The following is a 26,073-nucleotide window of genomic DNA, read 5'->3' as shown; positions in this document are numbered from 1 at the left end:
TCAGCGGTGCGCAGCGATAGCTCCGCGCAGCGGACGCGGTTCAGCTCGCGTCCATGTCCCTGGACAGGTGCGCCAGGTGATGCGAGGTGGCCAGCGCGATCCACTTGTCCGCACGGCCGATCGGGATGGCCGGGTCCTCCCGGCAGGAGTACAGCTTCTCGTCGCCCCAGGAGAAGCTCGGCCCGGCGAATTCCGGCCGCCGCACGAGTTCTTCGGCGACATCCCGGAAGAACCGCTCGGCAGCGCCGGTCGGCAAGGCGCGGCCGTTGCGGTCCGGGACGTGGCGTGCGAACGAGAGAACGCCTCCGGGGACGGTGTAGTGCAGGTAGGGGTTCGGGGCGCCCGAGCCCTTCTTCTTCGACCGCGGGACGGGGTGGACGACGCCGTAGTCGCCGTAGCGCAGGGAGCCGTCGCAGTCGGCCCGTGCGTTCTTCCAAAGCCGGATCTCGGTTCGTTCGCGGGTGCGCGTGTCGAAGCCGGTTCGCTCCTTCGGGATCGAGCCGCCCAGCACGGTGATCGACGCGCAGCCGTGGCGAGCGTTCAATCCGGTGATGTTCTTGCCCAGGGCCTCGACGCGGTGGTCCGGGACGGATGGCAGGTAGCCCTCGTCGAAGACCAGGTGCAGGTCCTCCACCCCGATTCGCAGCGCGGTGGCGATTCGCTCGATCCGCGCCCACGGTTCGACGTCGGCCGACGCTGCGCGGCGCGCGCGCACCACCACGGGACGGGGTTTGTGCTGGAGGAACTCGCGCATCGCGCGGAGTCGCCGGTCGTCGGCATCGGCCGCGACGACCGGGAGCAGGATCGGCTCGTCGTGGCCCGGAATCATCTCTTGGATGATCTCGTCGAGAACGCCGTCGAAATCGGTGAGCACCGGGGCGGGCGTGCTCGCGGCGGCATTACCGGCGGGCAGCCAGGTGGTGTCGAGCCATACCGGGTTGCCCTCCGCGACCGCGTCCACGGCGACGTTCAGGACCTGCTTGCCGATCGGGGCCTCCGGCAGCACGCCCGGCAGGAGTTCGATCATGACCTGGACGTGCGTGGCGGGTTCGTTGGACACGGCCTCCAGCTCGCCCGACTTGCTCTTGATCGCGAGCACCGGCCTGGTGGCAGGTCTCGGCACGCGGCAAGCACCCCCAACGCCGACGCCGGGCCCCGATCGCCCGTGCGGTTCCGCGGGTGGTTCGTTGTCGGGTCTTCCGCAGAATTGCAGTCGGTGGACGTCGGTGACCAGCGACTGAACGAGTGGTCGTCGGGTTCGGGTGCGCAGCGCCGGTGCGCAATGATGCCGTGCCTCAGCGGCGGGCCGCCCCGTTTCGGATCGGGGCGGCCCCGCGGACTCAGAGCACCTCGACGGACTCGAAGGTCTCCACCTGGTTCGAGGTGATGTTCCGGACCATGCCGCTGTTGCGGGCGTGCGCCTGCTTGAACGAATCGGAATCGACCCAGGCGCGGAAATGCGCTTCGGTGTCGAATTCGTTGATCGAGAGGTATGGCTCGCCGGCGGCGGCTGGGCGCAGCAGGGTGCTGCGCCGCAGGCCCGGAACTCCGGGCAGGTATTTGCGCATGTTGCCGGTGAACTGCTCCTCGAAATCCTGCGCTTTGTCCGGCGGCACGTGCAGCCGGTTGGTGGCGTAGAACATCGTCATTCTCCTTTGCGGGAGTGGGGAAATATGCCGGTCTGATCGTGCTGAGTCGCCGATTGGGAATTCGCGTGGCCGGGTCACCCGGGCGTCGACGCGGACTCGGCCCGTCCGCCGATCGCGCGGCCGTGCAAGTTGATGAACAGGAACACCAGGCCCGCGGTCAGCAGGATGTGCCCGAGCCCGGCGATTCCGGACACGGCCGCACCGGTCGTCCCGCCGAGAACGGTCGACGTGCCGTGGTAGACCAGAACACCGGTCGTGACGACCAGCCCCGCGTTGTAGAACCAGAAGAACGGGGCGAACCACCGGTTCGCGCTGAGTCGGAACGTCCGTTCCAGCACCAGCACGATGAGGAAGAACAGCATTCCCAGCGCGAGCAGATGCGTGTGCACCACACTGAGCTGAGTTTCCCCGGTGAATCCGTGCGCCTTGGCGATTTCGCGGTAGTACACCCCGGCCACCAGACCGAGGATCATGTAGGTGAGTGCGGCGTAGTAGGATTTCTTCATCTCGTTTCCCGGATGTTCAGCGAGTGTGCAGGGCCGTCGTGGCCGTTTCCGGGGCGAACACGCGCCCGTCGACCACCTCCACGAGGTCGTCGACCTCGCCCAGGCACGCCCGGTCGTGGGTGACGAGCACGGTCGCGGCTCCGGTGCGGTGGGTCAGCTCGAACAGCAGCTCGATCACGGCCGCTCCGCGTTCGTGGTCGAGCGCGCTGGTGGGCTCGTCGACCAGCAGCACCGCCGGGTCGTTGGCCAGGGCTCGCGCGATGTTGACCCGCTGGCGCTGCCCACCGGAGAGCTGGTGCGGACGGCGGTGCGCGTGGTCGGCCAGCCCGACCGCGTCGAGCAGTTCGCGGGCGTGCCCCCGCGCGGCGCGCGGGGAGCGGCTGTCGAGGTGCGCCATCACCTCGATCTGCTCGGCGGCGGTGAGCGAGTCCAGCAGGTTCGGCTGCTGGAAGATCATCCCGATGCGGCCGCGCCGCAGCGCCGCGCGCCCGGCCGCGCCGAGACCGGTGGCGGCGGTGCCGTCGATGACGACCGAGCCGGAGTCCGGCGTGATCAGGGTGGCGGCGACGGCCAGCAGGCTCGACTTGCCGGAACCGGACGGCCCGGCCACGGCAGTGACGGTGCCGCTGGGCACGTCGAGGGAAACCCGGTCCAGCGCGGTGATGTACCCGTCGCCGTCGGGGTAGGTCAGGGTGATGCCGGAAAGGTGCAGGCTCATGGTCTGAGATCTCCTCGGAGGTCGGGATGCGCGGGTCAGCGGGAAGCGCCGAGCGCGATGAGCGGGTCGACCGCGGTGATGCGGCGCAGCGAGAGGGCGGCGCCGAGCGCGCCGAGCACGATCATCACCACGGCGGGCAGCAGCACGGTTCCCGCGTCGAGCACGAACGGCACGGTTCCCGCGGCCAGCGCTCCGAGACCGGCGGCGATCGCGGTGCCCAGCGCCGTGCCGCCGACCAGCAGGATCAAGGCCTGGCCCAGCGCGTCGCGCAGCAGATAGCCGGTGGTCGCGCCGAGTGCCTTGAGCACCGCGACGTCGCGGCTGCGCTGGATGGTCCAGACGGTGAAGAACGCGCCCACCACCAACGCGGCGATCGCGAACAGGAACGCCTGCATCGTCTGCAGCGAAGCGTTCTCCGAGGAGTAGGACCCGATCGCCGCCAGCGAATCCGAACGCGACAGGGTGTGGGTGCCCAGCCGGGCGTCGGTCGCCGCCAGCGGAACCTGGCCGCTGGTGCTCAGCGCGACGACGGTGGCGTGCTCGCCGGAACCGCCGGGCGCGAGGCGTTGCCAATCGGCGAGGCCGGTCCAGATCACCGGCGTGTGGCTGAACGATGCGTCTCCGGCGAGACCGCTGACCCGCAGCCGCTGGCCGTTGAGAGCTACTTCGTCGCCGGGACGCGCGTCGAGATCCTCGGCCGCGCCCGCGGACAGCACCGCCGATCCCGGCGCGATCTCCTGCGGCGCCACCGGAGCCCCGGGCTGCACGCCGAGCACCGAGGCCGCGGCCGCGCGGTCACCCGCGTTGGCCTTGCCGGTGGTGATGCCCACCGGATCGGCGCGATCCACCCCGGGCACCGCCGCCCACTCCTGCCAGTCCCGTGCAGCGACGGCTGACTCGGTGAACGACGGGTCGTCGCCCTGCGCGGGCGCCGAGAAAGCGATGTGGTCGGCGGGCAGCTCCGCGATGGCGGAGGTGCTTTCCCTGCCCAGGCCCGCGGTGAGCCCGGACAGCATCCCGACCAGCAAGGTCATCAGCACCACGACGGTGCCCATGAGGGCGAATCGCCCCTTGGCGAAACGCAGGTCCCTCCACGCCACGAACACGATCTTCATCCACCTTCCGGGACGACGCTGATGCGTAGTGCGATTGCCTCGACCACGCTTCCAAGCCGGGCGGGCCGGGCAATCGCACGCGGGCATCGTTCGCGCAGTTCAGAAGGTGCGGCCGGAAATCAACCTTTCGGTTGATGCCGCCGGTCGCGCGGCGCCTACGGTGGGGGTGTTGTGCATCCAGAAACGTTGACCCGGCCGCTGCGGATCCTGCGGGTGTGCCTGCACCTGCTGATGGCCGCCCTGCTCGTGCTGGCCGCGCTGCGCGGCGCGCTGGGCGGTGCGCCCTACGCCACGGCGATCAGCCTCGCGGCGGTGGCGATGGGCGCGGTCTACGCGGCGGGCCCGGCGCTGCCGCGCATCCGCCGCTCACCGCGCGCCGCCGCCGGGTGGCTGGGCGTGCTGGTCATCGCCTGGCTGGTGCTGCTCGCGCTGACACCGGACGGCGTGTGGCTGGCGTTCCCGCTGTTCTTCCTGCAACTGCACCTGCTGCCGCTGCGCGCGGGGGTGAGCGCGGTCGCGGCGAGCACCCTGCTCGCGATCGGCGGGTTCGCCTGGCACGCGGGCCGGTTCAGCCCCGCGGCTGCGATCGGCCCGATCATCGGTGCCGCCGTCGCGGTCGCCACCGTGCTGGCCTACCAGGCGTTGTACCGCGAGAGCGAGCATCGGCGGCGGCTGCTCGACGAGCTGGAAACCGCGCGCAACGACCTCGCCGAAGCCGAACGAACCGCGGGAGTGCTCGAAGAGCGCGGGAGGCTGGCCCGCGAGATCCACGACACCCTCGCCCAAGGCCTGTCCAGCATCCAGCTGCTGCTGCGCGCCGCGGAACGCTCGCTGCCGGAGGGCGCCGCCGCGGAGCACGTCACCCGCGCCAGGCGGACCGCGCAGGACAACCTCGCCGAAGCACGCCGCTTCGTGCACGACCTGACCCCGCCGGCCCTCGACGACGAGCCGCTGCCCGCGGCGTTGCGGCGGCTGTGCGCGAACACCACCGAGCGCGCAGGACTGCCCGTGGAGTTCCACCTCAGCGGCACGCCGATCACCGTCGCCACCCCGATCGAGGCGGCTCTGCTGCGCATCGCGCAATCCGCGGTGGCCAACACCGTCGCGCACGCGCGAGCGACGCACGTCGCGGTCACGCTCACGTACATGGACGACTCGATCACGCTCGACGTCCTCGACGACGGGACCGGTTTCGACCCGGCGGCCGCGGCCGACGAGTCGGCTTCCGCTGAGTCCGGGTTCGGCCTGGCCGGGATGCGTGCGCGCACCGCGGACCTCGGCGGCACCCTGGCGGTCGAATCCGAGCCGGGTCGCGGGACCGCACTGGCCGCGGCTTTCCCGCTGCAGGGCCGCAAGGAGGTGCCGCGGTGACCGAGCCGATCCGGCTGCTGCTGGCCGACGACCACCCCGTCGTGCGGGCGGGCCTGCGCGCGGTCCTGGACACCGAGCCCGACTTCGAGGTCACCGCCGAGGCCGACGACGCCGAACGCGCGATCGGACTCGCCGCAACGGTCGACGTGGTGCTGATGGACCTGCGGTTCGGCGCCGGAATGCACGGCAGCGACGCCACCGCCGCGATCACGGCCCGCCCGGAGCCGCCGCGGGTGCTCGTGCTGACCACCTACGACACCGACGCCGACATCCTCGCCGCCATCGAAGCCGGCGCCACCGGATACCTGCTCAAGGACGCCCCGCCGGAGGAGCTGACCGCGGCCGTGCGCGCCGCCGCGGCGGGCCGCTCGGCACTCGCGCCGACGGTCGCCGACCGGCTCGTGCACCGCATGCGGCGACCCGGCACGTCGCTGTCGCGCCGCGAACTCGACGTGCTCCAGCTGCTCGCGGACGGCTTGTCGAATGCGGAGATCAGCCGCCGCCTGTACCTGAGCCAAGCCACCGTGAAGACGCACCTGGTGCACATCTACGACAAGCTCGGCGTCGAATCCCGCACCGCGGCCCTGGCCGCCGCGCAAGCGCGCGGGCTCATCCGCAGGTGAGACCCGCGACGACCACGACTGCTAGCGCGAGCGTGCGGCATCTGGAACGCTACGACCGGTGATCTTGCCGTGTTCGATGGGAAGGAGCGATGACTTGACGTCCCAGTCGCCCGTGCCGGGATCGGTGGAAGCCGTGTGGGGACATCGCAGCTCCTCGTTCGCCGAACTGCTGCGCGGCTGCGCGCCGTACGCGCTGCCGCAAGCGGCTCCCGGCGCCGAGCAGGTGCACGGCACGACCATCTTCGCGGTGCGCTACCGGGACGGTGTGCTGGTCGCCGGTGACCGCCGGGCCACCATGGGCAACCTCATCGCGCAGCGCGATCTCCGCAAGCTCGAACCCGCCGATCACGCGTCCTGCCTCGCCTTCGCGGGCACCGTCGGAGTGGGCAAGGAGATGGTGCAGCTGTTCCAGGTGGAGCTGGAGCACTTCGAGAAGATCGAACACGCCGAACTCAGCTTCCCGGCCAAGGTGAACCGGGTATCGGCCATGGTCCGCGCGAACCTGCCGCAGCTCGAGCTGAACCTGGTGGCCACCCCGTTGTTCGCCGGCTGGGACCGGATACGGCAGCAGGCCCGGATCTACACCTTCGACATCACCGGCGCACCGGCGGAGGAGAAGTACTACGGCGGCGCCGGTTCGGGCTGGTTCTTCGCCAGGGGAGCGCTGAAGAAACTGCACGACCCGGAGATGGACCGGGCGAACGTCGTCCAGGTGGCGCTGCAAGCCTTGTTCGACGCGGCCGACGACGACAGCGCCACCGGAGGCCCGGACTCCGTCCGGGCCATCTACCCCACCCTCGCGCTGATCACCGAAGACGGCTACGAAGAGGTTCCGGCCGACGAGATCACTCCGCACCTGCCGAACTTGACCGTCTGAGGGCCTGCTGGTCGCCGTTGCGGAACGCGGCTCTGATCCGCTCGGCATCGGCACCTTGCAGTCCCAGCAGATCCGCGGTCCGCCCCTCGGCCACCCAGTCGCGACCGCACAGCACGCTGCCGAGCCGGACGAACGAGTCGGTCAGCGGCAGCGACAAGCCGATCTGCTGCGCCAGCGAATTCCAGATGACCAGTCCGAACGGGATGTCCTCGGTGAAGTACCGGTGCGTGAGGGAATCCGGCTCGGGGAAGGCCTGCCGTCCGTATCCCTGCTCGATGCGCTCCACGTAACTGCCCTCGGTCACCCCGTACGAAGTTTCGAGGAAGTCCCAGAAGCTGCCCGCGGTCACGCCGAGCTCTCGCGCCAGCGCGAGCCGTTCCAGGTCCAGCTCGTGGATGACCTCGGCGACCCGCGGAGTGACCAGGGTGTGCTGGGCGAGGCCCGCGGCGTCCTCCACCGTCTTGATGTTCAGCACCGTCGGCGGGACGTGGTAGATCGCGTTGCAGTTGGCCAGTCCCACCGACAACGTGTCGCCGTCCCCGACGTACCGGTCGCCGAAGTAGGGCCGGAGACGCTCGCGCGCCGCGTCGACCGATGCGCCGGGGATGCTCGCGAGGTGCACCGACTGCTTGATGGCGCCGACGTACACCTGCGCCGGACCGCGCAGCCGGCACGTGTAGAGGCTGGTCGCGGTCTCGGCGATCAGGCACGGTTTCCGCTCGCTGCGGGCGAAGTGCCGGGTCAGCTCGAGGCTGCTGCCGAGGGTGCTGGGCTGGAACAGGACGACCTGGCCGGGCTCCAGCAGCTCGGCGAGCTGTTCCGAGAGGCTCGCCTGCGCGAAGGCGGGTACCGCCACCACCACGACGTCCGCGCCGCGCACGGCTGCTGCGAGGTTCGTGGTCAGCAGACCGGGCAGCCCGTGCCCGGTGAGCTCGCCGGTCAGCTCGATCCCGCCGGCGGCGCGGACGGCGTCGAAATCCGCCTCCCACGGCGAGAACAGCCGGACGTCGTGCTCCAGCACCGCCATGTGCCCGGCGATCGCCTGGCCGACGTTGCCCGCCCCGACGATTGCGATCGTTCCCAACACTGGTTCCTTTCGAGAGAGCTTCCCGAGCGCGTCCCGCCCGGGTCCGTGCACCTGCGGACGAGCTAGCGGATGCCGACTCCGGGACCGAGCGGAATTCCCGCTCCGTACCAGAGCGCGAAGAACCCGCCCCACACCACGAGCACGACGACGGCGATGGGTGTCGTGAACGACAGCAGGGTGCCGACACCTGCGCCTTTGCGGAATTGCTGGACGAATCCGAGCGCGAGCACGAAGTAGCCGTTGAGCGGCGTGACGCAGTTCGTCACCGAGTCGCCGATCATGAAGGCGGCCATGGCCGCCTCCGGCCGCATGCCCAGGTACATCGTCATCGGGATCACGACCGGCGCCAGGATCGACCACATCGCCGAGCCGCTGGTGATCAAGATGTTCAGGCAGCTGATGCTCAGCACGATGATCAGCAGCAGCGCGAGGTGCGGGACCTGCAGCGACCGCAGCAACTCGGCGCCGTTGACGCTGATCACCGACCCGATGTTGGTCCATTCGAAATACGCGAGGAACTGCGCGACGGCGAAGAAGAGCACGAGCACCGGCACGAGGGACCGCACGCCCTCGGCCATCGCGGCCGGAACCTCGCCCAAGGACGGGATGGTGCGGGTGATGCGGCCGTAGACGATCCCCAGCAGGCCGAAGACCACCGAGATGAACACCGCGACGTTCTCGACGACCGGCGACTCGACGATGCTGCCGCCCTCGCCGCGGAACGGGGAACCGGGAAGCAGCATCGCGGCGATGCCCGCGGCGCAGACCAGGAACACGGCACCGGTCGTGCGCAGCGCTCGCAGCTGCGTCGCCGACATCTCGCCTTCGGGTGCGGCGCCCGTGGACTTGTTGAACAAGCCCTCCGCGGTGCGGAAATCCTGTTCGAGGGTGTCCGCGCCGAACTCGGGCCGATGCGCGAGCACCCGGTCGACGAGCAGCGCGATCGCGGCCGAGAGCACGATCGAGGACACCGCGGTGAAGTAGTAGGTCGCCAGCGGGGTGATCGTGTAGCCCGGGTCGACGATCCGCGCCGCCGCCATCGACAACGTGGATCGGATCGCGTCCTGCGGGGTGACCAGCGGGCTGGAGTTGAAGCCGACCGCGGTTGCCGCATACGCGACCATCAGCCCGAGCACCGGGCTGCGTCCGGCGGTCCGGAAGGCGAGCGCACCCAGCGGAATCATGATCAGGTACGCCGAATCGCTCATCACGTGGGCGATCATCGAGCACAGCGCGATCGCGAAGGTCAGCCATCCCACCGGTAATCGGCGCACGGTGCCTTGCAGCAGCGCGGTGAGCAGCCCGCTGCGTTCGGCGACGCTCACCCCGAGCAGCACCACGACGATGGTCGCCAGCGGCGGGAACTCCGCGTAGTTGGTCAACGCCGACTCGATGGCGAATTTCGCGCCGTGCACGGAGAAGAGGTTGCGCACCGCGGCCGTCTCGCCGGTCGAAGGCAGCGTGACCCGAACGTCCATCATGGACAGTGCTGCGCTCGCCGCACCCAGGACCAGGGACAGGATGACGAACAGCCAGAACGGGTGCGGGAGCTTGTTGCCCGCGCGTTCGAGCGCGCTCAGCGCCCGGAACAGGCGGTTGGTGCAGACGCCGGATCGCACATCGCCGGGTACTCGCATCATCTCTCCAAGCCCTGATCGGCCAGGGCAACCACCGCCACAGCGCCGGCCGGGGGAGCACCACCGCGTTGTGGATCCCTGTGATGTACACCGTGATATTTCACGGCGGATGCTAGAGTCGGCTCGCGAGGTGCGTCAACCCGACTTGATCGGGCGGGGAGTCAGTAGGAGCGGTAGGTGTGAGTCGGCAAGCCTCGATGTCCGAACGCGCGTACGCGTCGCTGAAACGGGACATCCTGCGGTGCAGGCTCCGGCCCGGCGAGGTCATCATGGACGGCCCGCTCGCCGAGCAGTACGGGATGAGCCGCACCCCGATCCGCGAGGCGATGAACGCACTGCGCCGCGAAGGGCTCGTGGTCGTGGTGCCCCGGCGCGGCACCTTCGTGAAGTCCGTCGACATCGGCGAGCTGCAGGACACCTACCACATGCGCACGCTCCTGGAGCCCGAGGCGGCCGTGCTCGCGTCCCAGCGATCGACCGCAGCCGAGCTGGACGCGCTCGAAGAACTCAGCGACTCGACCGTCCGCGCAGCGGACGAACCGGCCGCGCGGCACGAAGCGAACCGGCTGTTCCACGTGCGCATCGCGGAACTGGGGCGCATTCCCCTGATGACGCAGACCATCAACGCGCTGCACGAAGAGATCGAGCGCTTCCTGAACCTGCAGGGCGCGCTCGGCCACCCGTACACCGCCACCAACCACCAGCGGCTCGTGGACATCATTCGCACCGACTCCGCCGACGAGATCCGCGCGGTCGTCCTCGCGGGAATCGAGAAGGCCCGCACGCACATGATCGAAACCTTGATCGCGAGACCCGACTCCGCAGGAACCCGCGCGGACTAGGACGTGCGCGCGCACGGTCGGCGGCGAAGGAACCTGGCGGGTCGGCGCGGTCAGGTTCTGGTCAGCGGGGTGCTGGCAGTACCCCGTTGAACGGTTCCTCCCACGCTCGCCTCGTGCGGGGTTGGGTGGAAAGCGGACATCGTGGAACCGGCTGACGGGCGTGGCTCGGTACGAGCGGTTCCCGGGTCGGCGGCCGCTCGGGTCACGCACTGGTCGTCGACGGCGCCCAGAGCACGTAGCCCGTCCGGCCGGAACCGGTATGCCCTGCGAGCACCAGCAGACAACGAAAGCGAGCACCTCGTGCAGATCACCCGAAGCAGCAGCATGGACACCCAGCAGGGGCCCGCGGACTGGTTCACCGGCGATGTCTACATCGACGCCGTCGCCGCACCGGCCGCCGGCTCCGCGTTCGGCGCCGCCAACGTGCATTTCACCCCGGGAGCGCGCACCGCGTGGCATACCCACCCGCACGGCCAGACGATCTTCGTCACCGAGGGCGTGGGACTGTGCCAGCGCGAAGGCGGCCCGGTCGAGACGGTGCATCCCGGCGACCGCGTGTTCTTCGAGCCGGGGGAGAACCACTGGCACGGCGCTGCCCCGAACCGGTTCATGGTGCACGTCGCCATGCAGCAGAACGACGAGTCCGGCAATCCCGTCACCTGGGGCAGGCACGTCACCGACGAGGAGTACGACGCCGCGCGCTAGCGCTGGGAGAACGCCTCGGAGCCTCCGCGAAGACATGAGCAGGTCGGCCGCGCGGTGCGGTTCCGAGGCGTTCCGCACCCGGAGCGGACCGCGTGACCGCCCTGCTCGCCTTCACCGCCGAACGTTTCACCGGGGCTCACTGCTGTCCGGCGAAGCGGGCCGGTGTCAGCGGCGGTAGGCCGGACCTGCCGATCAGGCGGTCCGGCCGGAACGGCGCCAGCGCCTCCGCGGGGTCGCCGGTGGTGATCTCTTGTGCCGCGAGCTTGCCGAGCAGTGGCCCGAGCGTGATGCCGCTGTGGGTGGCCATCGCGTAGATCCGTCCGCTGCCGCCGAGGAATCCGGCGACGGTGAGCCCGTCGGCGGGCATGGCTCGCTGGCCCACCCGCAAGGATTCCAACCCGGCGGCTTGCCCCAGCAGTTCGGTGAGCCTGCCGCGCAGCTCCTGCGCGTGCCGGCCGTTCACCGCCGGGGGCGCGGCCGGATCCGCGTCGGCGTCGAGATCCAGGCCCTGGACGACCAGTCGGCCGCCGCCGTCCGGGCGGACGTTGAGCTTCGGCGTGGTGAGCACCCGGTCCATCCGCACCGGCAGGGGGCTGGTGTAGCCGAGCAGACCGACGGTCGCCGAGCCCGCGGCGTCCGGTGCGGCCATCGGTATCCGGCAGCCCGCTGCGGCGCTCAGCTCCTCGGTCCACCGCCCCGCCGCGAGCACCACCGCGTCGGCTTCGGCGGTGCCGTCGGCCAGCTCGATCCGCACTCCTCGCTCCACTTCGGACAGACCGAGGACCTCGGCAGGACAGCGCAACCGCGCCCCGAGATCCCTTGCCTGGCCCCACAACCGCGCCAGCAGGAGTGCCGGTACGACGTGACCTTCGGTCGGGTAGTAGGCGATGTCCTCGATCCCGGCGGGAACCCGCAGGTCCGGGACCAGTTCGCGGGCACGTCCGGGAGTGATCCAGCCGACCGGGTAGTCGCGGGCCGCGAGCTCGGCGACCGAAGCGGCGAGCCGCTCGGTTCCGGCCTCGTCGGCGGCCCACTCCAGGTTGCCGGTCCGCGCGAACCAGCGCCGGTGCGGTCCCGGATCCGCCGCGAGCGCCTCGTGCTCGGCCATCCCGGCGACGTTGAGATCGTGGTAAGCGCGCGGGTTCTTGTTGTGCGAGTTGGTCCAGGCGAACGAGGTTCCGGAGGTTCCGGCGAGGGCGCCGGACCGTTCGAACACGGTCACCTCGGCGCCGGCGAGGCTCAGCGAACGGGCGGCACTGGCGCCCAGCACTCCGAGTCCGATGACGGCGATCCGCATGCTCAGCTCCTCACTCCCGCGTGCGGGGTCTGGTCGCGGTCGGCGGGTGCGAGCATCGCCAATACCAGCAGCACCGCGGCCGAGGCGGCGATCCCGTACACCGCGTACGGAACGGTCGTGTCCGCCAGCTGGGCGGCCGCGCAGCCCGCGACCCCGGCGATCATGCTGGCGATCGCGGTCGCCGGTGTCAGCCGACGTCGCCGGTGCAGCAGGTAGCCGAGGAAGATGGGCGCGGCCAGCGCCGCGGCCGAGTAGGCGTAGGTGGCCACCAGCCAGGTCAGCGCCTTGGGGAACAGGATCGCCAGCACCGCGGCCAACAGGGATACCGCGACCGTGATCGTCCGCGACAGCCGCACGGTCCGGCGTTCGTCGTGCTCGCCGCCCACGATGTTGTGGTAGACGTCCCTGGTCAGGTTGGCGACCACGGATTGCAGGGCGGCGCCCGTGGTCGAGACGATCGTCGAGACCAGGAACGCGCCGAAGACCACCACCAGCCAGCTCGGCAGCCGGGTCAGCAGCCATCCGGCCGCGTCCTCCTCGTTGGTCAGACCCGGGTTCAGCGAGTGCACCGCGAGCCCGATGCATCCGGCGTAGACGCCGCCGATGAGCATCGTCAGCCCGGACAGCGCGAGCCCGCGCCGGGCGTCGGAGACCTTCTTGGTGGCGAACACGCGCTGGTAGTAGAGCTGGTTGGTCAGCGTGCCCGGCACGATCGCGGCGATCCAGAGCCAGAGCTGCTCCCCGCCGGCCGCGGTGAACCCGCCCCAGCCCCACAGCTGCCGCGGCACGGTCTCGGTGATCTGCCGCCAGCCGCCTGCCAGGTCGACCGCGTAGGCCGCGACGCCGAGCGACAGAACGATCATCAAGATGCCGAACACGAAGTCCGTCCAGGCCACCGACGTCATTCCGCCCGGCAGCACGAACAGCAGCGATGCCAGCATGATCACGACGATCAGCGCGGCGTCCGGCATCCCGGTCAGCCGGCCGAAAAGCTGGGCGAAGGCCACGAACTGGGTCGCCAGCCAGCCGAACGGCACCACCAGGGCGGCCAGCGCGGCGATGGCGGTGACCATCCGATGCCTGCCGAACAGCCGGGTCACGACGTCCGGAACGGTGGTGAACCGCTGCTGCCGCAGCCATTTGGCGATCAGCATCAACCCGAGGAAGCCGACCAGCACGCAGCCCTCGTAGGCGAAGACCGACCAGCCCGAGCGGTAGCCGATGCCGACGTGCGCGATGAGCACCCCGCCGCCGGTCGCGGTCGCGAACTGCGTGATGATCACTACGACCAGCGGCAGCGACTCGCCGGCCGACAGCCAGTCCTGCGCGGTCTTCGCCTTGCGTCCGAAATGGACCGACATGGCCACTCCGAAACCGATCACCAGCAGGCTGGCGAGGACGACTCCGGCGATTTGGGCGGTGGAACCGGTGGGCACGGTTGCCTCCAGGGGTCCTGTGTGGACGGTTCTCAGTCCGCGCGGCGGCCGGGGTCCAGCGCGGTGATGTCGTGGCTGGCGGGTTCCCCGAGCGCCAGCTCGGCGCCGAGCTCGCCGAAGACCGGGGCGAGCTTGAAGCCGTGCCCGGAGAAGCCGGTCATGACGGTGGCGTTGCGGTGCCCGGGTAGCGGGCCCAGCAGGGCGTGCTCGTCCGGCGTGAAGCCCTCGGCGTAGGTGCCGATCCGCACCGGGTGCGGCACGACCCCGGGCAGCAGCCGCCGGGCGGCTTCCGAAGCCGCGCGGGCGTACTCCGGCTCGGCCGAACGGGGCAGCGCGGCCGGGTCGTGCAGGACCGGCCATCCGAGGTGATGCGGGATGATCTTGATGCCGACCCCGTCCAGCACCGGGAAGCAGGAGAACCCGGCGTCCCGGTGGCGGCGGATCGCGATCGGCAACCGGTCCGGCCGGTGCGCGGCGGTGTCGCGGGTCGCGAACCAGTACGCGGTGATCAACCGGATCTCGACGGGAAGCGTGCTCAGCGGGTCCAGCTGCCGCGCCCACGGGCCCGGGGCGAACACGACGTGGTCGACGTCGAAGTGCGTGGCACCGCTGGTGATTCGCCATCCCCGCGCGGTTTCGGCGACATCGTCGACCCGGTGGTAGGGCAGGATCGACGCGCCCGCGAGCCCGGCCGCGTGCAGCGCTGCTTGCACCGCGGGTTCGGGCCGCAGCACGCCCGCCGCCGGATCGAACACCATGATCTCGTCGTCGTCGATCCGGTGCTGCGCGAAGCGCTGCCGAGCCGCCGCGGTGTCCAGGACCTCGTGGTCGAGGTCGTGCTCCTCGGCGCAGCGGCGCACGGCTCGGACATCGGCGTGCTCGCGCGGACCGATGGTGAGGCCTCCGCACATCGTCAGCAGCCGGGTGCCGGTGCTCAGTTCCAGCTCGCGCCACAGCGCGCCGGATCGCTGCAGCAGCGGCACGTAACCGGATCCCTCCTTGTAGAGCGTGCGGAAGATGCGGGACTCGCCGGCCGAGGCTCCGCGGTCGTGTCCCGGGGAAAGGGCGTCCAGTGCGATCACGTCGGCTCCGCGCCGGGCCAGGCGCCATGCCGTCATGGCGCCGATGACGCCGGTGCCGACCACCGCGACGCGTGGTGAGGTCATTGGTGGCTCCCATTCTGCGAGTGCGAGCGGAAAAGCCGTGCTGCGGGAGCAGCGGCAGCAGGAATCGGCCGGGAAGCGCAGATCCCCGGGCGGACGCGAAGTCGTATCAGGTGGCCAGCACGGATTGCTCGACGAAGAACTCGACCAGGTCGGGCCGGATGATGTGCCACATGGCCTCGGCCAGCCCACCGCCGGTCAGCCAGGTCAACCGGCGCAACCGGATCACGGCCCGGCCCGGCTCGGTGCCGAAGCGGGCCGCGGTCGCCGCATCGAGCGGAATCGGGTCGACGTACACGCGCGACTTCGCCACCGGAATCCGGTTGCGGGCGAAGTAGTCGTGCACCGTGAGGTGTTCCAGGTTCTCGTCGAACAGGCGTGGTGCCAGCGAGAACGGGACGGCGGCGAGCTCGACTGCGATCGGGTTGTGCTCGACGTCGAACTTCAGCCGCCGCAATTGGTTCACCGGCGCGTCCCCGGTGATGCCGGGAAGGGCGACGTCGGCGTCCTCGGCGGGGATCACCATGGCCGAATCCACCGCGTGCGGTCCCGGAATCTCCGGGCCGTGCAGCGCCGGATGCACCATGCGCAGCAGGTTCTCCTGCCGTGCACCGTCGGCGACGAAGGTGCCGCGCCGCCGGTGGCGTTCCACCAGTCCGGCCCGGGACAGCTCGGTCAGCACCCGCTGCGCGGTGGCGCGGCCGACCGAGTACCGCTGCTGGAGTTCGGCCTCCGTGGGCAGCCGCGTACCCGGCGCCAGCGCACCGGACTGGATCTGCTGCTCCAGTTCGGTGCGGATGCGCAAGTACGCCGGGATCGCCACGAGCTGAACGTAGCCCGGCTGGAAATGCCGGTCAATATTCGATTTGATCGGTCAATTGAGGCGGAAATGAATGGCTCGGGCGGTCTTCGCCGAATTGCAGCGGGGGTGGTGGTCCGGACGGACCAAGGCGTTGCTTCCGGCGGCAGGAAACAAGATGTCCAATGTGGACGAATAATGGTCAAAGCGCTCGGGTTCTTGGGAAATATTGCCCGTGGAGCTCGGCAGTCGGACGGGCGCGGAGCGGAAGCAGCTCTTCCATCGCTACATCATCGGAGTGGAATGCGCGCGATCACCGCAACTTCCCTTCCTCGCCCGCTAACGTCGGACCGCCGTGCTCGATCTCGCCGGCTGGGGCGGAGGAACGGAGGGTGGTGTGGTGTTCGCCGAGCGCGTGCGGTGGAACGGTGTCGTTGTCGAGGTCGCAGGCCCGGACCCCGAGCCGGCGGATGATCGGCCGCCCGTCGTGCTGCTGCACGGCGGATGCCACGGCGCCTGGTGCTGGCGGCAATGGAGCTCGGTGCTGGCAGCGGCGGGATGGCGCACGTACGCGCCGAACTGGTTCGGCCGGTTCGGTTCGGCGCCGGTGGCCGATGCGCTCGGGCGTTCCTTGCGCAGTGTTGCCGACGCCGGCGGCGAACTGTCCAGGGTGCTCGATCGGTTGCGGCGCCCGGCGGTCCTCATTGGACACAGCATGGGCGGATTCGCCTGCCTCGACTGGGCGTGCCGGCACGGCAACGTGGCCGCGCTCGTGTTGGTGGCTCCCGTCGTGCCGCGGGGCTTCGGTGCCGAACCGATCCCGGTGCGGCCGCGTCCGGACCGCCTGTGGCGGCCGCCGGACGTCAGCACCGCCACCAGCATGTTCTTCGACCACCTGGATCTCGACGACGACGCGGGCCGGGCCACCGCGCGGGCGTGGGCGCGAACACTGGTCGGCGAGTCCCCGGTCGCGGTCCTCGACGCGGTCCGGTTCCGGCTGCCGGTCGACGTCGATCCGTTGCGGTGCCCGGTGCGAATCGTCGCGGGGGAGCGGGATCCGCTCGTGCCCGTGTCGGCGTTGCGCGAACTCGCCGACCACGTTGGCGCGCACCTGAACGTGCTCGACTGCGGGCACGGCATACCCCTGCTTCCCGGCACAGCTGCTGCCGAGGCGACCGCGGCCTGGCTGAACGAGCAGTGCTAGCCGCGCCGCGCGGCCGAGGTTCCCCCGAATCGCTCGCCGATTGGTCCACTGAGGACTCTCGCGCGACTAGGCGGACTCGCCCGCCTGCGCCCGGGAGGTCTTGCGCCGCGGCATCGACAGGCGACGCAGCACTCGGACCCACCAGCTCCACCGGGCGCGTCGAGCGACGCCGTCGGTGAGGTGTTCCTCCGCACGATCGAGCAGGTCCTCCAGCAGAGCGTCGTGCAGCGGGCCGAAGACCAGGGGCCACGTCAAGAGCGCAGGACCACGCACTCGCATGGCGATCTTGTGCTGGAGCACCGTGCCGTCATGGTCGGGCAGCACGATGAACTCGTGGAAACCGTCGAACCCGTGCGGCCGGTCGAACCGGAACCGCACCCGCTGGCCGGGGACGTAGGCCACCACGTGGTAGCGGATCGGTCCGTGTCCTCCCGTCGCCCCGATGCCGAGCGGGCGGTCCAGGCGCAGGGCGGGCCAGATGTCGCCGGGCCACGTGGGATCTCCCTCGGCCGCGAGCGCGTCGAGCAGCGCACCCACTGCCTGCGGTTGGACCGTGAAGGTCCGTTCGTGCAGGTTCGCGACGCTCATGGCCTCACCGCCGCTCCGGACGGGAGCTGCAAGCGGTCATGATCGTCAGGTTATGGGAGATGGCTGGTGCGGTAAAGCGTCGTGCTGGGCTCGAGGGTCCGGACGCGCACGCCGTCCGGACGGTGATCTCGCCACAGGCGCACCGGGTGTCGTTCGGCCGCTCGGCCGGAGTGCGCACCGGCGACCGGCCGGGGAAACGGTGTTGCAAACCCGCGCGCAGCGGGGCAGCATGATCGGATCTCCCTGACGTCGGCTCGGCGAGGAGTTTCCCGTGATCCCGGTCGTCGAGTTCGCATTGGGCATCGCACTGCTGGTCTACAGCGCCGAGAAGCTCATCGGGTTCCTGGTCGGCGTGGCCAGCAGGTGGGCGGTCTCGCTGTTCCTCATCGCGGTCGTGTTCACCGGGATCGAGTTCGACGATCTGGCATTCGGCATCGTGCTCAACGTCGACGAACTGGAGCACGTGGCCCTGGGCACGGTGATCGGCACGACGATCGCGATGACGGGGATCGTGCTGGCGTTGGCAGCGCTGATCGCTCCGTGCCGCGTCGACGTTCCCAAGGATTACCTCGCGCTTTTCGTGGCAGGGCCGGTCGTGCTGTGGGCCCTGGCCTTGACCGGGGCGCTGACATCGGTCACGGGCATCGTGCTGCTGGTCCTGTTCGTGGCGTTCGTGTGCTGGATCGGCTATCGCGAATACACATCGCGACGCCCGGTGTTCCGCAACGCCGAGCTCTACGAGCAGGTCGAGAAGGTCGGCACCCGCACCGGTGCAGCGGCGACGCCAACCGCCGCAGCGGCCGAAAGCGACGATGCGGCGGACGACGCAGGGCCCTCCGGTTCCGGCGGACTCGCCCTCCCGAACGACCTGCGCGTCGACCAGGGCTTCGTGCAAGCCCGTCAACGGCCCCTGTGGGCCGGTCTCGCGCTCGCGGTGCTGGCGTTGGCCGGTCTCGTCGTCGGAGCCAGCATCGCGGGACAGGGCACCGACGGGATCCTCGACGAGTTCGGCATCGACGGCACCGTCTTCGGCGTCACGATCGCGACGCTGGTGCTCTCCCTCGAGGACCTCTTCCTGACCGTGGAGCCCGCACGCAGGGGCGCGCCGGAGATCGGCGTCGCCAACGTCATCGGCAGCATCGTGTTCTCGGTGACCGGCAAGCTCGGCATCGTGCTGCTGGTGGGCGGGGCCATCACGGTCAACGCGAACGTGCTGTCCTGGCACCTTCCCGTGCTGCTGGTGATGACGGTCCTCTCGGCGATCTTCCTGGCGACCGGGCGGTTGCGCCGCTGGCACGGGGCCGTTCTGCTCGCGCTCTACATCGGTTACTTCGTCATCAGCCTGATGGCCTTCGGTGAGGTTCCCCTGGACAGCGATTAGCCCGTCAACGCTGGTCTCGCGGATGCGGCCGCGGGGTGAGCTCGCCGCGGACGGTTTCCTCGCTCGCGTTGGCCGCACGTACCGCCTGGTCGACGAGTTCGCGGTCCGGCGAGAGGTGGCAGACCGGGTCGGTGCGCGCGGCGTCGCCGGTGAGTTGGAACGCTTGGCAGCGGCAGCCGCCGAAGTCGACGTCGCGGCGCGAACAGCTCCGGCACGGCTCGGGCATCCAGTCCGTGCCGCGGAACGCCTCGAACAGCGGCGACTCCTGCCAGATCCGCGCCAACGGGCGCTCGCGCACGCTTTCCCGCGGCAGCGGCAACGATTGCGCTGCCGGGCAGGGCAGGGCGTCCCCGTTGGGCGCGATGGTGAGCTGGCGTTGCGCCCATCCGCCCATGCACGCCTTGGGGTACTGGCTGTAGTAGTCGGGCAGCACGTGGATGATTTCCATGTGCGGCAGGCGTTCCCGCTCTGATCGCACGACCTGTTCGGCCCGCTCGATCTGGTCGCGACTGGGCAGCAATACGTCCCGGTTGCGCCAGGCCCAGCCGTAGTACTGCGTGTTGGCGAGTTCGAGCCGGTCGGCGCCCAACTCCTCGGCCAGGGCCACGATTTCGGCGATGCGGTCGAGGTTCTGCCGGTGCAGCACCACGTTCACCGTCAGCGGCCACCCCAGTTCCTTGACCATGCGGGCGGCCTCGGCTTTGCGGGCGAAGGAACGGGTGCCTGCGATCCGGTCCGAGGTGGCGGGCTCGTCGGCCTGCACGCTGATCTGCACGTGGTCGAGACCGGTCGCGCGCAGCTCTTCGGCACGCCTGCGGGACAGTCCGAGCGCACTGGTGATCAGGTTCGTGTACATCCCGAGTTCGCTGCCGGTGCGCACGATCTCGACGATGTCGCGGCGCTGCAACGGTTCCCCGCCGGAGAGGTGCAACTGCAGCACGCCGAGATCGCGCGCCTCGCGCAGCACGCGCTGCCAGTCCGCAGTGGACAGTTCGTCCCGGTAGTCGGCCAGGTTGAGCGGGTTCGAGCAGTACGCGCAATGCAGCGGGCAGGCGTAGGTCAGCTCGGCCAGCAGGCCGAACGGGCTAGGAGTCATGTCGGTCATGGGCGGCCTCCACGCACCGCTTGGCGGCGAGGTGGTCGAGGAAGGCGCGCACCTCGCCGGGCTCGACACCTGCGAACTGCGCCTGCAGTTCGGCGATCAGCTCGCCGATGTCCCGCCGCCCGTCGCAGAGCCGCAGGATGGCCGCGCCGGTCGGGTTGAGCACCAGCACCGATTCCGGACCCAGCAGCACGTGCCGCGCGCGGACCTCGTCGAAGGTCAACCGCAACCCGGTCGTCAGGTGCGGCCGGGCCGAGTCCGGCAGCCGGGCGGGCTCAGCCGGGGTGGGCTTGGTCGATGGCATCGAGCATGCTCCAGAGGACGTCGCACTTGAACGACAGCGCCGCCAGCGCCCGTTCTTGCTCCGCGGCCGAGCGGCACCGCTCGGTGGTCACCTGCAGGCCGTGCTCGGAGTCGCGCGGGGCCTGCTCCAGGCGGTTGCGGAAGTAGGCCAGCCCATCGCGGTCGACCCAGAAGTAGTGCTGCTCGAACGCGGCGAGCCTGCGGCTCATCAGGTCCGGTGCGAACAGCTCGGTCAGCGAGGAAGCGACCGCCTCGGTCCACGGCCGGGTGCGGGCGAAGGTCACGTAGGCGTCGACGGCGAACCGCACCCCGGGCACGACGTGCCGCTCGTCGCGGACCTCTTCGCGGCTCAGGCCCACTGCCTCGGCCAGCCGCAGCCACGCCTCGATGCCGCCGGGCTCGTCCGCGGTCCCGTCGTGATCGAGGATCCGCCGGATCCAGCGGCGCCGCACCGCCGGATCGGGGCAGTTCGACAGGATCGCCGCGTCCTTGATCGGGATGCATTCCTGGTAGTAGTAGCGGTTCGCCACCCAGCCGCGGATCTGCTCGCGGCTCAGCCTGCCCTCGTTCATGCGCACGTGGAAGGGGTGCTGGTGGTGGTATCGCTGCGCGTGGGCGCGCAACGCGGCCACGAATTCCTCGGTGCCCGCGGAAGTCCGCGTTTCGTCGAGTGCCGTCACGGTCGGATCTGCACCTCTGTCCCGTCGGTGGCGATTTCGAACCCGAGCCGCTCGACCTCGCGCCGTTCGGGCGAGTCGTCCAGCAGCACCGGGTTGGTGTTGTTCAGGTGCACGTAGATCTTGCGCTCGATGGGCAGCTCGGCGAGCTGCTCCAGGCTGCCGCCGGGACCGCTCATCGGCAGGTGCCCCATCTCGCGGGAGGTCTTGCTCGCCAGGCCGAGCCGCGGCATTTCGTCGTCGCTGAAGCACGTCCCGTCGATGAACAGGCCGGTGCAGTCCCGCAGCTGTTCGCGCACCTGGCCGGTGATCTCCTGAACTCCGGGCAGGCAGACCGCGGCACGTCCGGAGCGTTCGTCGGTGAAGCGGTAGCCCACGACCCTGCCGGGGCCTCGATCAGGCCCGAAGCGGGACCGCTTGGTGGTGGGGACGTCGAACGCCCGATAGCTCAGGCCGTTGCCGAGCGCCACGTCCTCGCCGGGCACGACCTCCCGCCACTTCACCGGGCAGTAGGCCTGCAACGTGGCCAGCAAGGAGTTGTCCGTGCGCAGCGTCTCGTGCACCGCGGCGGTGGCGTGCAATTCCAGCGATTCGGCCTCGCGCAGCAGCAACAGGCCCAGCGCGTGATCCAGCTCGGCGTCGGTGAGCAGCACCCCTTGCAGCGGTGTCGCCCTGCCCGCGGCGGGCAGCAGCGCCGGCGACGCCTCCAGCTGGGCGCGCACGTCCGGCGATGCGTTGACCAGGAACCACTGCTCGTGGTCGGCGCTGATCGCGATCGATGACTGGGTGCGTGGCAGGCACGGCCGGGAACCCTCCCGCACCGCCCGGCAACACGGGCATCCGCAGTTCCACTGCGGGAAACCGCCTCCCGCCGCAGAACCCAGCACTCGCACCAGCACGCCGACTCCTTGTGTCCACAGTTGATCCGGGAGGTTGCGGCGACTCTCGCGGCTCCGGCGGCGAGGCGGCCACCGCGGGCACCGGCGGGCCGATGTCCGTGGTGGCCTCGAGAAACGCTCGCCGGTTTCAGTCTTCGACCTGGGCGACGTACATCGTCACCTCGGCCGCGCAACCGATTTCCTCGAACCGGGGCGGCTCCCATTGCGGGGTTTCCGACTCCATATGTCTGCACCCCCTTTCAGCTGCACGACAGCGCCGTGCCATAGGTGCTGTGTGTCACATCGACCATAGCCGAGGTGCACCGTGCTTGTAATGAGCAGCGCTCGTGTCGATCGCGCTGCTGCGGACCGGGAATCGAGTGCTCCGGATGGCTCGGAGCTGTCGTGCGGCGTTAGCGAGCACGCTCGCCGAGGGCGCACGCTCACCAGAACTTGATGTTGACGGCTTTGAGCCTGCGCCGGTGCAGTTGCGCGGTCTTCTCGATGGCATCGGGCGAGATCAGCTCTCCCCACGCGGAGGATGCCTGCTCGCCCGCCCGCAGCAGTTCCTCCATCTCGTCGTCGAGGATCTCGGCGTTCTGGATGACCCGCGAGCCGAACCCGATGTGCCAGCGCTCGTCGCGCAGGACCAGCTCCATGCCCTTGTGCAGCCCCGGCAGCTGCACCGACAGGTGCTCGAGCGCGTCGAGCATGGCGTGCTGGGCCGCCAGCAGGACCACGCCCTCGAGGATCATGTGGTAGAGCCCGACCGCGGGAACCAGCCCCGAGTGGTCGTCGGCGAGCTGCTTGGCGATGGCGGGCAGCCGCTTCTCGAACAGCTCCACGATCTCGGGGCTGACGTGCTCGCGCAGCACGTCGAGCCGGGCCGGGACGTCGGCTCCCGGGACGGCGGCCACTTCGGCCGCGACGCGGTCGAAGAACCGCGCGTGCCGCTTCTCGTCGCGCTCCTGCGCGCGGAAGGCCGCCGCCATCGACTCGTCGCCCGCGGCGACCTGGAACGAACCGAGCTCGCCCGCGACCGAGTTCTCACCGATGCAGAAGCCGGCCGTCAGTCCGAGCAGCTGGGTGCGCTCCGCGTCCCGCAATCGGGGCCACGCCTGGACGTCGGCGTCGAGGTCGAGGGCGAACTCGTCCCACTGCAGCGAATCGGCGAGGGTGACGAAGTGGTCGTACCCGGCGATCATCGATCAGCGTCCTCATGCGTCGGGGCCTCATTGCATCGGGGGTCGCACTACATCGGGATCTGCTCGCCCGGCTCGAGCTCGCGGAAATCCGACTTCGTCGCCCCGCAGATCGGGCACATCCAGTCGTCGGGGATCTCCTCGAAGCGCGTCCCCGGCGGGATGCCGCCGTCGGGGTCGCCTTCTTCGGGGTCGTAAACCCAGCCGCAGAGCTCGCAGATCCATCTCCTGGTCTGCGGCTGCGCCAATGTTCGATCGGTGCTCATGCGCTCGCCGGTTCCCCGGGCAGCCGGGCGACCCCGCCGTCGTCGCGGCCGTGGAGTTGCACGGTGTCCCGTCCTCTCGAGTCGATCGGGACCTCGCGGGGCGTCGGTTCCGAGCCGACGCCCCGCTGCGGTCTTACTCCGGCAGTGCGAAGGAGAACAGCGCGTCGCCCGCCGAGCCCCCGAGCAGCCCGGGCAGGAAGCCCTCGATCCAGCCGCCCCAACCGGTCGGGACCGCGATGTACTGGCGGCCGTCGACGCTGTAGGTGGTCGGGCTGCTGTGGTGCCCGCTGCCGCACTGGAACTGCCACACCTTCTCGCCGGTCACGGCGTCCAGGGCGACGAACTCACCCGTGGGCAGTCCGGTGAACACCAGCCCGCCCGCCGTGGTCAGCACCGAGGCGCACATCGGGTACTCGTTGCGCCAGCGCCACTTCTCCTCGCCGGTGAGCGGGTCGATGGCGGCCACGTACCCGTAGTGGTCGTCGAGGTCCACGGCGACTCCCGCGCCCCAGTACGGGATGCTTTCCTTGAACTCGCGGCGTCGGCGGGTGGCGGTGGCCCCGACTTCCTGCACCGGCACGTAGATCAGCCCCGTCTGCGGGCTGTAGGCCATGTGCGTCCATTCCTTGCCTCCGGCCGGTCCCGGCCAGAAGTGCACCGGCACGCCTTCCGCGTCCGGGTAGACCTTGGCGGTGACCTCGCCTTCGGGGCTGATCTCGCCCCAGGTGATCCGGTCGACGAACGGGAACACCCGGACCAGCTCGCCGTTGACCGCGTCCAGGACGAAGAAGTAGCCGTTCTTGTCCGCGTGCGCGAGCAGCTTGCGCCCCTCGTGCTCGAACAGCAGGTTCTCCATCGTGGAGTCGTAGTCCCACAGGTCGTGCGGGGTGAACTGGTAGTGCCAGCGGATCTCGCCGGTGTCGGCGTCCACGGCGATGACGCAGTCGGTGTAGAGGTTGTCGCCAGGACGCACGGCGCCGTCGAAGTCCGGTGCCGGGTTGCCGGTGCCCTGGTAGATCAGGTTCAGGTCCGGATCGTAGGTGGGGGTGACCCAGCAGTTGCCCCCGCCGCGTTGCCACGCCTCGCCGTCGGCGGGCCAGGTTTCGGATCCGGGCTCACCGGGCTTGGGGATCGTGTAGCAGCGCCAGCGGCGCTCCCCGGTGTGCGCGTCGAACGCGTCTAGGTTCCCGCGGGTGCCGAACTCCCCGCCCGAGCTGCCGACCAGAACCATGTCCTTGACCAGCAGCGGCGCCACGGTGCGGCTCTCCCCGGCGCGCACGTCGCCGATGGTCACGTCCCAGACGGGCTCGCCGGTCCGGGCGTCCAGCGCCACCAGGTGGGCGTTGAGCGTGGCGAGGTAGACCTTGCCGTGCCCCACGGCCACGCCGCGGTTGACGTTCCCGCAGCACAGCGAGACGTCGAAGGGGGAGGCGTGCTTGTAGCGCCAGAGCTCTTCGCCGGTCTCCGCATCCAGCGCCCAGACCTTCCCGTCCGGGCCGGACACGTACATGATGCCCTCCACGACGATGGGGGCGGCTTCGAAGGAGTAGGTCGACGCGCCGGAGTGCAGCCCCGTCGAACCGGCCTGGAACACCCAGGCGGGCGAAAGGCTTTTGACGTTGTCCTTGCTGATCTGATCCAGGCTGCTGTAGCGCTGACCGTCGTAGGTGCCGTAGTAGGTCAGCCAGTTCTGCGGCTCCGACCGGGCGTTGCGCACGCGCTCGTAATCGACGTTCCCGGTGGCGGGCGCGCTGCCCTTGACGTTGCTGAGCGTCCCGAGCGGGACGGCCTGACCTGCATCGACGTAGTCGGTCATGATGTGCTCCTGTCTACGGGCGCGGCTGGGCGGGACGGTCGAGCCGGGCGTGCTTGGGGACGTCGCCGCTGACGACGATCGCGCCGGTGAGGCCGCGGCCTTCGTCGTTGCCGGTCGTGGAGCTGTACCAGTAGTAACCGGGCCCTTGCAGCCGGAGATCGGCCGTGCCCTTGGAGTGGTTCACCAACCAAATGATCATGTTGTCGCCGTTGCTGGGCAGCACCGCGCAGTGCGTGTTCTTGTCGTCGTTGATGACCGTGAGCTCGAGGTCACCGCCGTGCGGCAGGATGATCGTCGCCGGGTCCCAGCACAGTTCGTCCTCCCGGATCCGGACCGTGGCGCGCATCCGGCCGTCCGGACCCTCCTCGGCGTGCTCGACGTTCCCGGTGCCGAGCATCCGCCCCAGCGTCGCCTTGTTCTGGCCGCACAGGCCCGCTGCGGTCAATTCGGCTTGCCGATCGTCTGCAGTGGCCGTCATCGGTCCCACCTCCTGCTGTGCACGTGTGCGCCACACCCGTGATCACGCGTGCGCTTGATCTCGCTGCTCACGAAAACCGCCTCTCGTCGCCGAACCCAGCACGCCGATTCCGGAAAGCCGCGGCGGACTCGCTCGCCCGTGATCCCTGGTGTCCACACCGGACCGTTGGTTCCCGGAACGTCAGCACCCGGCCGGACCGAAGTGGGCAGGCAGCCACCGCTCGTCTACGCCGAGCAGGAGCCGCGACCGTCCGTTCTCGGACAGCACAGGTCACTCGCCACCTCTCGAGCGTGCTGCGCATCACATCAACAATAACCCAGGGCAGCGAGGTTGTAATCAGGATCACTGCTGTG

At 70.0% G+C, this 26,073-nt stretch carries 28 protein-coding genes; 7 read left to right on the top strand and 21 right to left on the bottom strand.

What is annotated here, in order from left to right; all coding sequences use genetic code 11:
* Nucleotides 1-40: 40 nt before the first annotated feature.
* The 5 genes from INP57_RS25455 to INP57_RS25435 all read right to left on the bottom strand — a co-directional run bounded on the left by INP57_RS25455 (nucleotide 41) and on the right by INP57_RS25435 (nucleotide 3,979).
* Complete coding sequence (locus INP57_RS25455) at nucleotides 41-1,123, bottom strand: beta family protein (protein WP_200072876.1); 1,083 nt, start codon at nucleotides 1,121-1,123, stop codon at nucleotides 41-43.
* A 217-nt stretch (nucleotides 1,124-1,340) separates the two neighbouring features.
* Complete coding sequence (locus tag INP57_RS25450) at nucleotides 1,341-1,643, bottom strand: antibiotic biosynthesis monooxygenase family protein (RefSeq protein ID WP_200072875.1); 303 nt, start codon at nucleotides 1,641-1,643, stop codon at nucleotides 1,341-1,343.
* An 80-nt stretch (nucleotides 1,644-1,723) separates the two neighbouring features.
* Entirely contained in the window at nucleotides 1,724-2,155 is a 432-nt protein-coding gene (locus INP57_RS25445; RefSeq protein WP_200072874.1) for a DUF2871 domain-containing protein, read from the bottom strand.
* A gap of 16 nt (nucleotides 2,156-2,171) precedes the next feature.
* Nucleotides 2,172-2,873 carry an ABC transporter ATP-binding protein gene (locus tag INP57_RS25440; RefSeq protein WP_200072873.1) on the bottom strand — a complete coding sequence of 234 codons (702 nt, stop codon included), beginning with the start codon at nucleotides 2,871-2,873 and terminating at the stop codon, nucleotides 2,172-2,174.
* A 35-nt stretch (nucleotides 2,874-2,908) separates the two neighbouring features.
* On the bottom strand, nucleotides 2,909-3,979 hold the full coding sequence (locus INP57_RS25435) for an ABC transporter permease (protein WP_200072924.1): 1,071 nt from the start codon (nucleotides 3,977-3,979) through the stop codon (nucleotides 2,909-2,911).
* A gap of 195 nt (nucleotides 3,980-4,174) precedes the next feature.
* Here INP57_RS25435 and INP57_RS25430 point away from each other — a divergent pair, with 195 nt between their 5' ends.
* From INP57_RS25430 to prcB, 3 genes are all read left to right on the top strand, one after another.
* Nucleotides 4,175-5,359, top strand: a complete 1,185-nt coding sequence (locus INP57_RS25430) for a sensor histidine kinase (protein ID WP_445326518.1) — start codon at nucleotides 4,175-4,177, stop codon at nucleotides 5,357-5,359.
* Nucleotides 5,356-5,982, top strand: coding sequence for a response regulator (locus INP57_RS25425; RefSeq protein WP_200072872.1), 627 nt, complete (start codon nucleotides 5,356-5,358; stop codon nucleotides 5,980-5,982). The genes INP57_RS25430 and INP57_RS25425 overlap by 4 nt, the downstream gene beginning before the upstream one ends.
* Nucleotides 5,983-6,076: 94 nt before the next feature.
* Entirely contained in the window at nucleotides 6,077-6,859 is a 783-nt protein-coding gene (gene prcB / locus INP57_RS25420) for a proteasome subunit beta (protein WP_200072871.1), read from the top strand.
* Here the strand turns inward: prcB and INP57_RS25415 are convergent.
* Both INP57_RS25415 and INP57_RS25410 read right to left on the bottom strand, forming a co-directional pair.
* On the bottom strand, nucleotides 6,828-7,943 hold the full coding sequence (locus INP57_RS25415) for an NAD/NADP octopine/nopaline dehydrogenase family protein (protein WP_200072870.1): 1,116 nt from the start codon (nucleotides 7,941-7,943) through the stop codon (nucleotides 6,828-6,830). The genes prcB and INP57_RS25415 overlap by 32 nt on opposite strands.
* Nucleotides 7,944-8,008: 65 nt before the next feature.
* The gene (locus INP57_RS25410) at nucleotides 8,009-9,583 is read right to left on the bottom strand and encodes an AbgT family transporter (RefSeq protein WP_200072869.1); all 1,575 of its coding nucleotides are present in this window, start codon (nucleotides 9,581-9,583) and stop codon (nucleotides 8,009-8,011) included.
* A gap of 179 nt (nucleotides 9,584-9,762) precedes the next feature.
* Here INP57_RS25410 and INP57_RS25405 point away from each other — a divergent pair, with 179 nt between their 5' ends.
* Both INP57_RS25405 and INP57_RS25400 read left to right on the top strand, forming a co-directional pair.
* The gene (locus INP57_RS25405; RefSeq protein WP_200072868.1) at nucleotides 9,763-10,425 is read left to right on the top strand and encodes a GntR family transcriptional regulator; all 663 of its coding nucleotides are present in this window, start codon (nucleotides 9,763-9,765) and stop codon (nucleotides 10,423-10,425) included.
* Nucleotides 10,426-10,725: 300 nt separating this feature from the next.
* Nucleotides 10,726-11,130: a (R)-mandelonitrile lyase gene (locus INP57_RS25400; RefSeq protein WP_200072867.1), complete on the top strand. Its 405-nt coding sequence runs from the start codon at nucleotides 10,726-10,728 to the stop codon at nucleotides 11,128-11,130.
* 136 nt (nucleotides 11,131-11,266) lie between these two features.
* On the opposite strand, the gene INP57_RS25395 is transcribed toward INP57_RS25400, so the two are convergent.
* The 4 genes from INP57_RS25395 to INP57_RS25380 all read right to left on the bottom strand — a co-directional run bounded on the left by INP57_RS25395 (nucleotide 11,267) and on the right by INP57_RS25380 (nucleotide 15,849).
* Nucleotides 11,267-12,427, bottom strand: coding sequence for an NAD(P)/FAD-dependent oxidoreductase (locus INP57_RS25395; protein ID WP_200072866.1), 1,161 nt, complete (start codon nucleotides 12,425-12,427; stop codon nucleotides 11,267-11,269).
* Nucleotides 12,428-12,429: 2 nt separating this feature from the next.
* Entirely contained in the window at nucleotides 12,430-13,863 is a 1,434-nt protein-coding gene (locus tag INP57_RS25390; protein WP_200072865.1) for a sodium:solute symporter family protein, read from the bottom strand.
* A gap of 32 nt (nucleotides 13,864-13,895) precedes the next feature.
* Nucleotides 13,896-15,029 carry an N-methyl-L-tryptophan oxidase gene (gene solA, locus INP57_RS25385; protein WP_200072864.1) on the bottom strand — a complete coding sequence of 378 codons (1,134 nt, stop codon included), beginning with the start codon at nucleotides 15,027-15,029 and terminating at the stop codon, nucleotides 13,896-13,898.
* Nucleotides 15,030-15,135: 106 nt separating this feature from the next.
* The gene (locus INP57_RS25380; RefSeq protein ID WP_200072863.1) at nucleotides 15,136-15,849 is read right to left on the bottom strand and encodes a GntR family transcriptional regulator; all 714 of its coding nucleotides are present in this window, start codon (nucleotides 15,847-15,849) and stop codon (nucleotides 15,136-15,138) included.
* A 331-nt stretch (nucleotides 15,850-16,180) separates the two neighbouring features.
* Between INP57_RS25380 and INP57_RS25375 the strand changes: the two genes are divergently transcribed.
* Nucleotides 16,181-17,029, top strand: coding sequence for an alpha/beta fold hydrolase (locus INP57_RS25375; protein ID WP_200072862.1), 849 nt, complete (start codon nucleotides 16,181-16,183; stop codon nucleotides 17,027-17,029).
* A gap of 66 nt (nucleotides 17,030-17,095) precedes the next feature.
* On the opposite strand, the gene INP57_RS25370 is transcribed toward INP57_RS25375, so the two are convergent.
* Complete coding sequence (locus tag INP57_RS25370) at nucleotides 17,096-17,617, bottom strand: SRPBCC family protein (RefSeq protein WP_200072861.1); 522 nt, start codon at nucleotides 17,615-17,617, stop codon at nucleotides 17,096-17,098.
* 271 nt (nucleotides 17,618-17,888) lie between these two features.
* On the opposite strand from INP57_RS25370, the gene INP57_RS25365 reads away from it, so the two are divergent.
* Entirely contained in the window at nucleotides 17,889-18,998 is a 1,110-nt protein-coding gene (locus tag INP57_RS25365) for a sodium:calcium antiporter (protein ID WP_200072860.1), read from the top strand.
* 4 nt (nucleotides 18,999-19,002) lie between these two features.
* Here the strand turns inward: INP57_RS25365 and pqqE are convergent, their stop codons facing one another.
* The 9 genes from pqqE to INP57_RS25320 form a co-directional block, all read right to left on the bottom strand.
* The gene (pqqE, locus tag INP57_RS25360; RefSeq protein WP_200072922.1) at nucleotides 19,003-20,094 is read right to left on the bottom strand and encodes a pyrroloquinoline quinone biosynthesis protein PqqE; all 1,092 of its coding nucleotides are present in this window, start codon (nucleotides 20,092-20,094) and stop codon (nucleotides 19,003-19,005) included.
* Nucleotides 20,084-20,404, bottom strand: coding sequence for a pyrroloquinoline quinone biosynthesis peptide chaperone PqqD (gene pqqD, locus INP57_RS25355; RefSeq protein ID WP_200072859.1), 321 nt, complete (start codon nucleotides 20,402-20,404; stop codon nucleotides 20,084-20,086). The genes pqqE and pqqD overlap by 11 nt, the downstream gene beginning before the upstream one ends.
* A complete protein-coding gene (gene pqqC / locus INP57_RS25350; RefSeq protein ID WP_200072858.1) occupies nucleotides 20,376-21,083 on the bottom strand; it encodes a pyrroloquinoline-quinone synthase PqqC in 708 nt (235 codons plus the stop codon). The genes pqqD and pqqC overlap by 29 nt, the downstream gene beginning before the upstream one ends.
* A complete protein-coding gene (gene pqqB, locus INP57_RS25345; protein ID WP_200072857.1) occupies nucleotides 21,080-21,979 on the bottom strand; it encodes a pyrroloquinoline quinone biosynthesis protein PqqB in 900 nt (299 codons plus the stop codon). The genes pqqC and pqqB overlap by 4 nt, the downstream gene beginning before the upstream one ends.
* A 127-nt stretch (nucleotides 21,980-22,106) precedes the next feature.
* On the bottom strand, nucleotides 22,107-22,202 hold the full coding sequence (gene pqqA / locus INP57_RS25340) for a pyrroloquinoline quinone precursor peptide PqqA (RefSeq protein WP_200072856.1): 96 nt from the start codon (nucleotides 22,200-22,202) through the stop codon (nucleotides 22,107-22,109).
* Nucleotides 22,203-22,401: 199 nt separating this feature from the next.
* Entirely contained in the window at nucleotides 22,402-23,163 is a 762-nt protein-coding gene (locus INP57_RS25335; protein ID WP_200072855.1) for a ferritin family protein, read from the bottom strand.
* Nucleotides 23,164-23,210: 47 nt separating this feature from the next.
* The gene (rd, locus tag INP57_RS25330) at nucleotides 23,211-23,426 is read right to left on the bottom strand and encodes a rubredoxin (RefSeq protein WP_200072854.1); all 216 of its coding nucleotides are present in this window, start codon (nucleotides 23,424-23,426) and stop codon (nucleotides 23,211-23,213) included.
* Between the two features lie 133 nt (nucleotides 23,427-23,559).
* Nucleotides 23,560-25,242: a PQQ-dependent dehydrogenase, methanol/ethanol family gene (locus INP57_RS25325; RefSeq protein WP_200072853.1), complete on the bottom strand. Its 1,683-nt coding sequence runs from the start codon at nucleotides 25,240-25,242 to the stop codon at nucleotides 23,560-23,562.
* Between the two features lie 13 nt (nucleotides 25,243-25,255).
* A complete protein-coding gene (locus INP57_RS25320) occupies nucleotides 25,256-25,720 on the bottom strand; it encodes an MSMEG_3727 family PQQ-associated protein (RefSeq protein ID WP_200072852.1) in 465 nt (154 codons plus the stop codon).
* Nucleotides 25,721-26,073: the final 353 nt, after the last annotated feature.

It is taken from the genome of Saccharopolyspora galaxeae (assembly GCF_016526145.1).
Classification (GTDB): domain Bacteria; phylum Actinomycetota; class Actinomycetes; order Mycobacteriales; family Pseudonocardiaceae; genus Saccharopolyspora_C; species Saccharopolyspora_C galaxeae.
The sequence above is the reverse complement of the archived record's forward strand: the minus strand, read 5'-3'. Positions and strand labels throughout refer to the sequence as shown.

Excerpts from the sequence above, each read along its gene's own strand:
- INP57_RS25370 (WP_200072861.1), bottom strand. The coding sequence starts at position 17,617 with ATGAGCGTCGCGAACCTGCACGAACGGACCTTCACGGTCCAACCGCAG.
- INP57_RS25325 (WP_200072853.1), bottom strand. The coding sequence starts at position 25,242 with ATGACCGACTACGTCGATGCAGGTCAGGCCGTCCCGCTCGGGACGCTC.
- INP57_RS25335 (WP_200072855.1), bottom strand. The coding sequence starts at position 23,163 with ATGATCGCCGGGTACGACCACTTCGTCACCCTCGCCGATTCGCTGCAG.
- pqqD (WP_200072859.1), bottom strand. The coding sequence starts at position 20,404 with ATGCCATCGACCAAGCCCACCCCGGCTGAGCCCGCCCGGCTGCCGGAC.
- INP57_RS25445 (WP_200072874.1), bottom strand. The coding sequence starts at position 2,155 with ATGAAGAAATCCTACTACGCCGCACTCACCTACATGATCCTCGGTCTG.
- solA (WP_200072864.1), bottom strand. The coding sequence starts at position 15,029 with ATGACCTCACCACGCGTCGCGGTGGTCGGCACCGGCGTCATCGGCGCC.
- pqqE (WP_200072922.1), bottom strand. The coding sequence starts at position 20,094 with ATGACTCCTAGCCCGTTCGGCCTGCTGGCCGAGCTGACCTACGCCTGC.
- INP57_RS25320 (WP_200072852.1), bottom strand. The coding sequence starts at position 25,720 with ATGACGGCCACTGCAGACGATCGGCAAGCCGAATTGACCGCAGCGGGC.
- INP57_RS25450 (WP_200072875.1), bottom strand. The coding sequence starts at position 1,643 with ATGTTCTACGCCACCAACCGGCTGCACGTGCCGCCGGACAAAGCGCAG.
- INP57_RS25410 (WP_200072869.1), bottom strand. The coding sequence starts at position 9,583 with ATGCGAGTACCCGGCGATGTGCGATCCGGCGTCTGCACCAACCGCCTG.
- pqqA (WP_200072856.1), bottom strand. The coding sequence starts at position 22,202 with ATGGAGTCGGAAACCCCGCAATGGGAGCCGCCCCGGTTCGAGGAAATC.
- rd (WP_200072854.1), bottom strand. The coding sequence starts at position 23,426 with ATGAGCACCGATCGAACATTGGCGCAGCCGCAGACCAGGAGATGGATC.
- INP57_RS25395 (WP_200072866.1), bottom strand. The coding sequence starts at position 12,427 with ATGCGGATCGCCGTCATCGGACTCGGAGTGCTGGGCGCCAGTGCCGCC.
- INP57_RS25440 (WP_200072873.1), bottom strand. The coding sequence starts at position 2,873 with ATGAGCCTGCACCTTTCCGGCATCACCCTGACCTACCCCGACGGCGAC.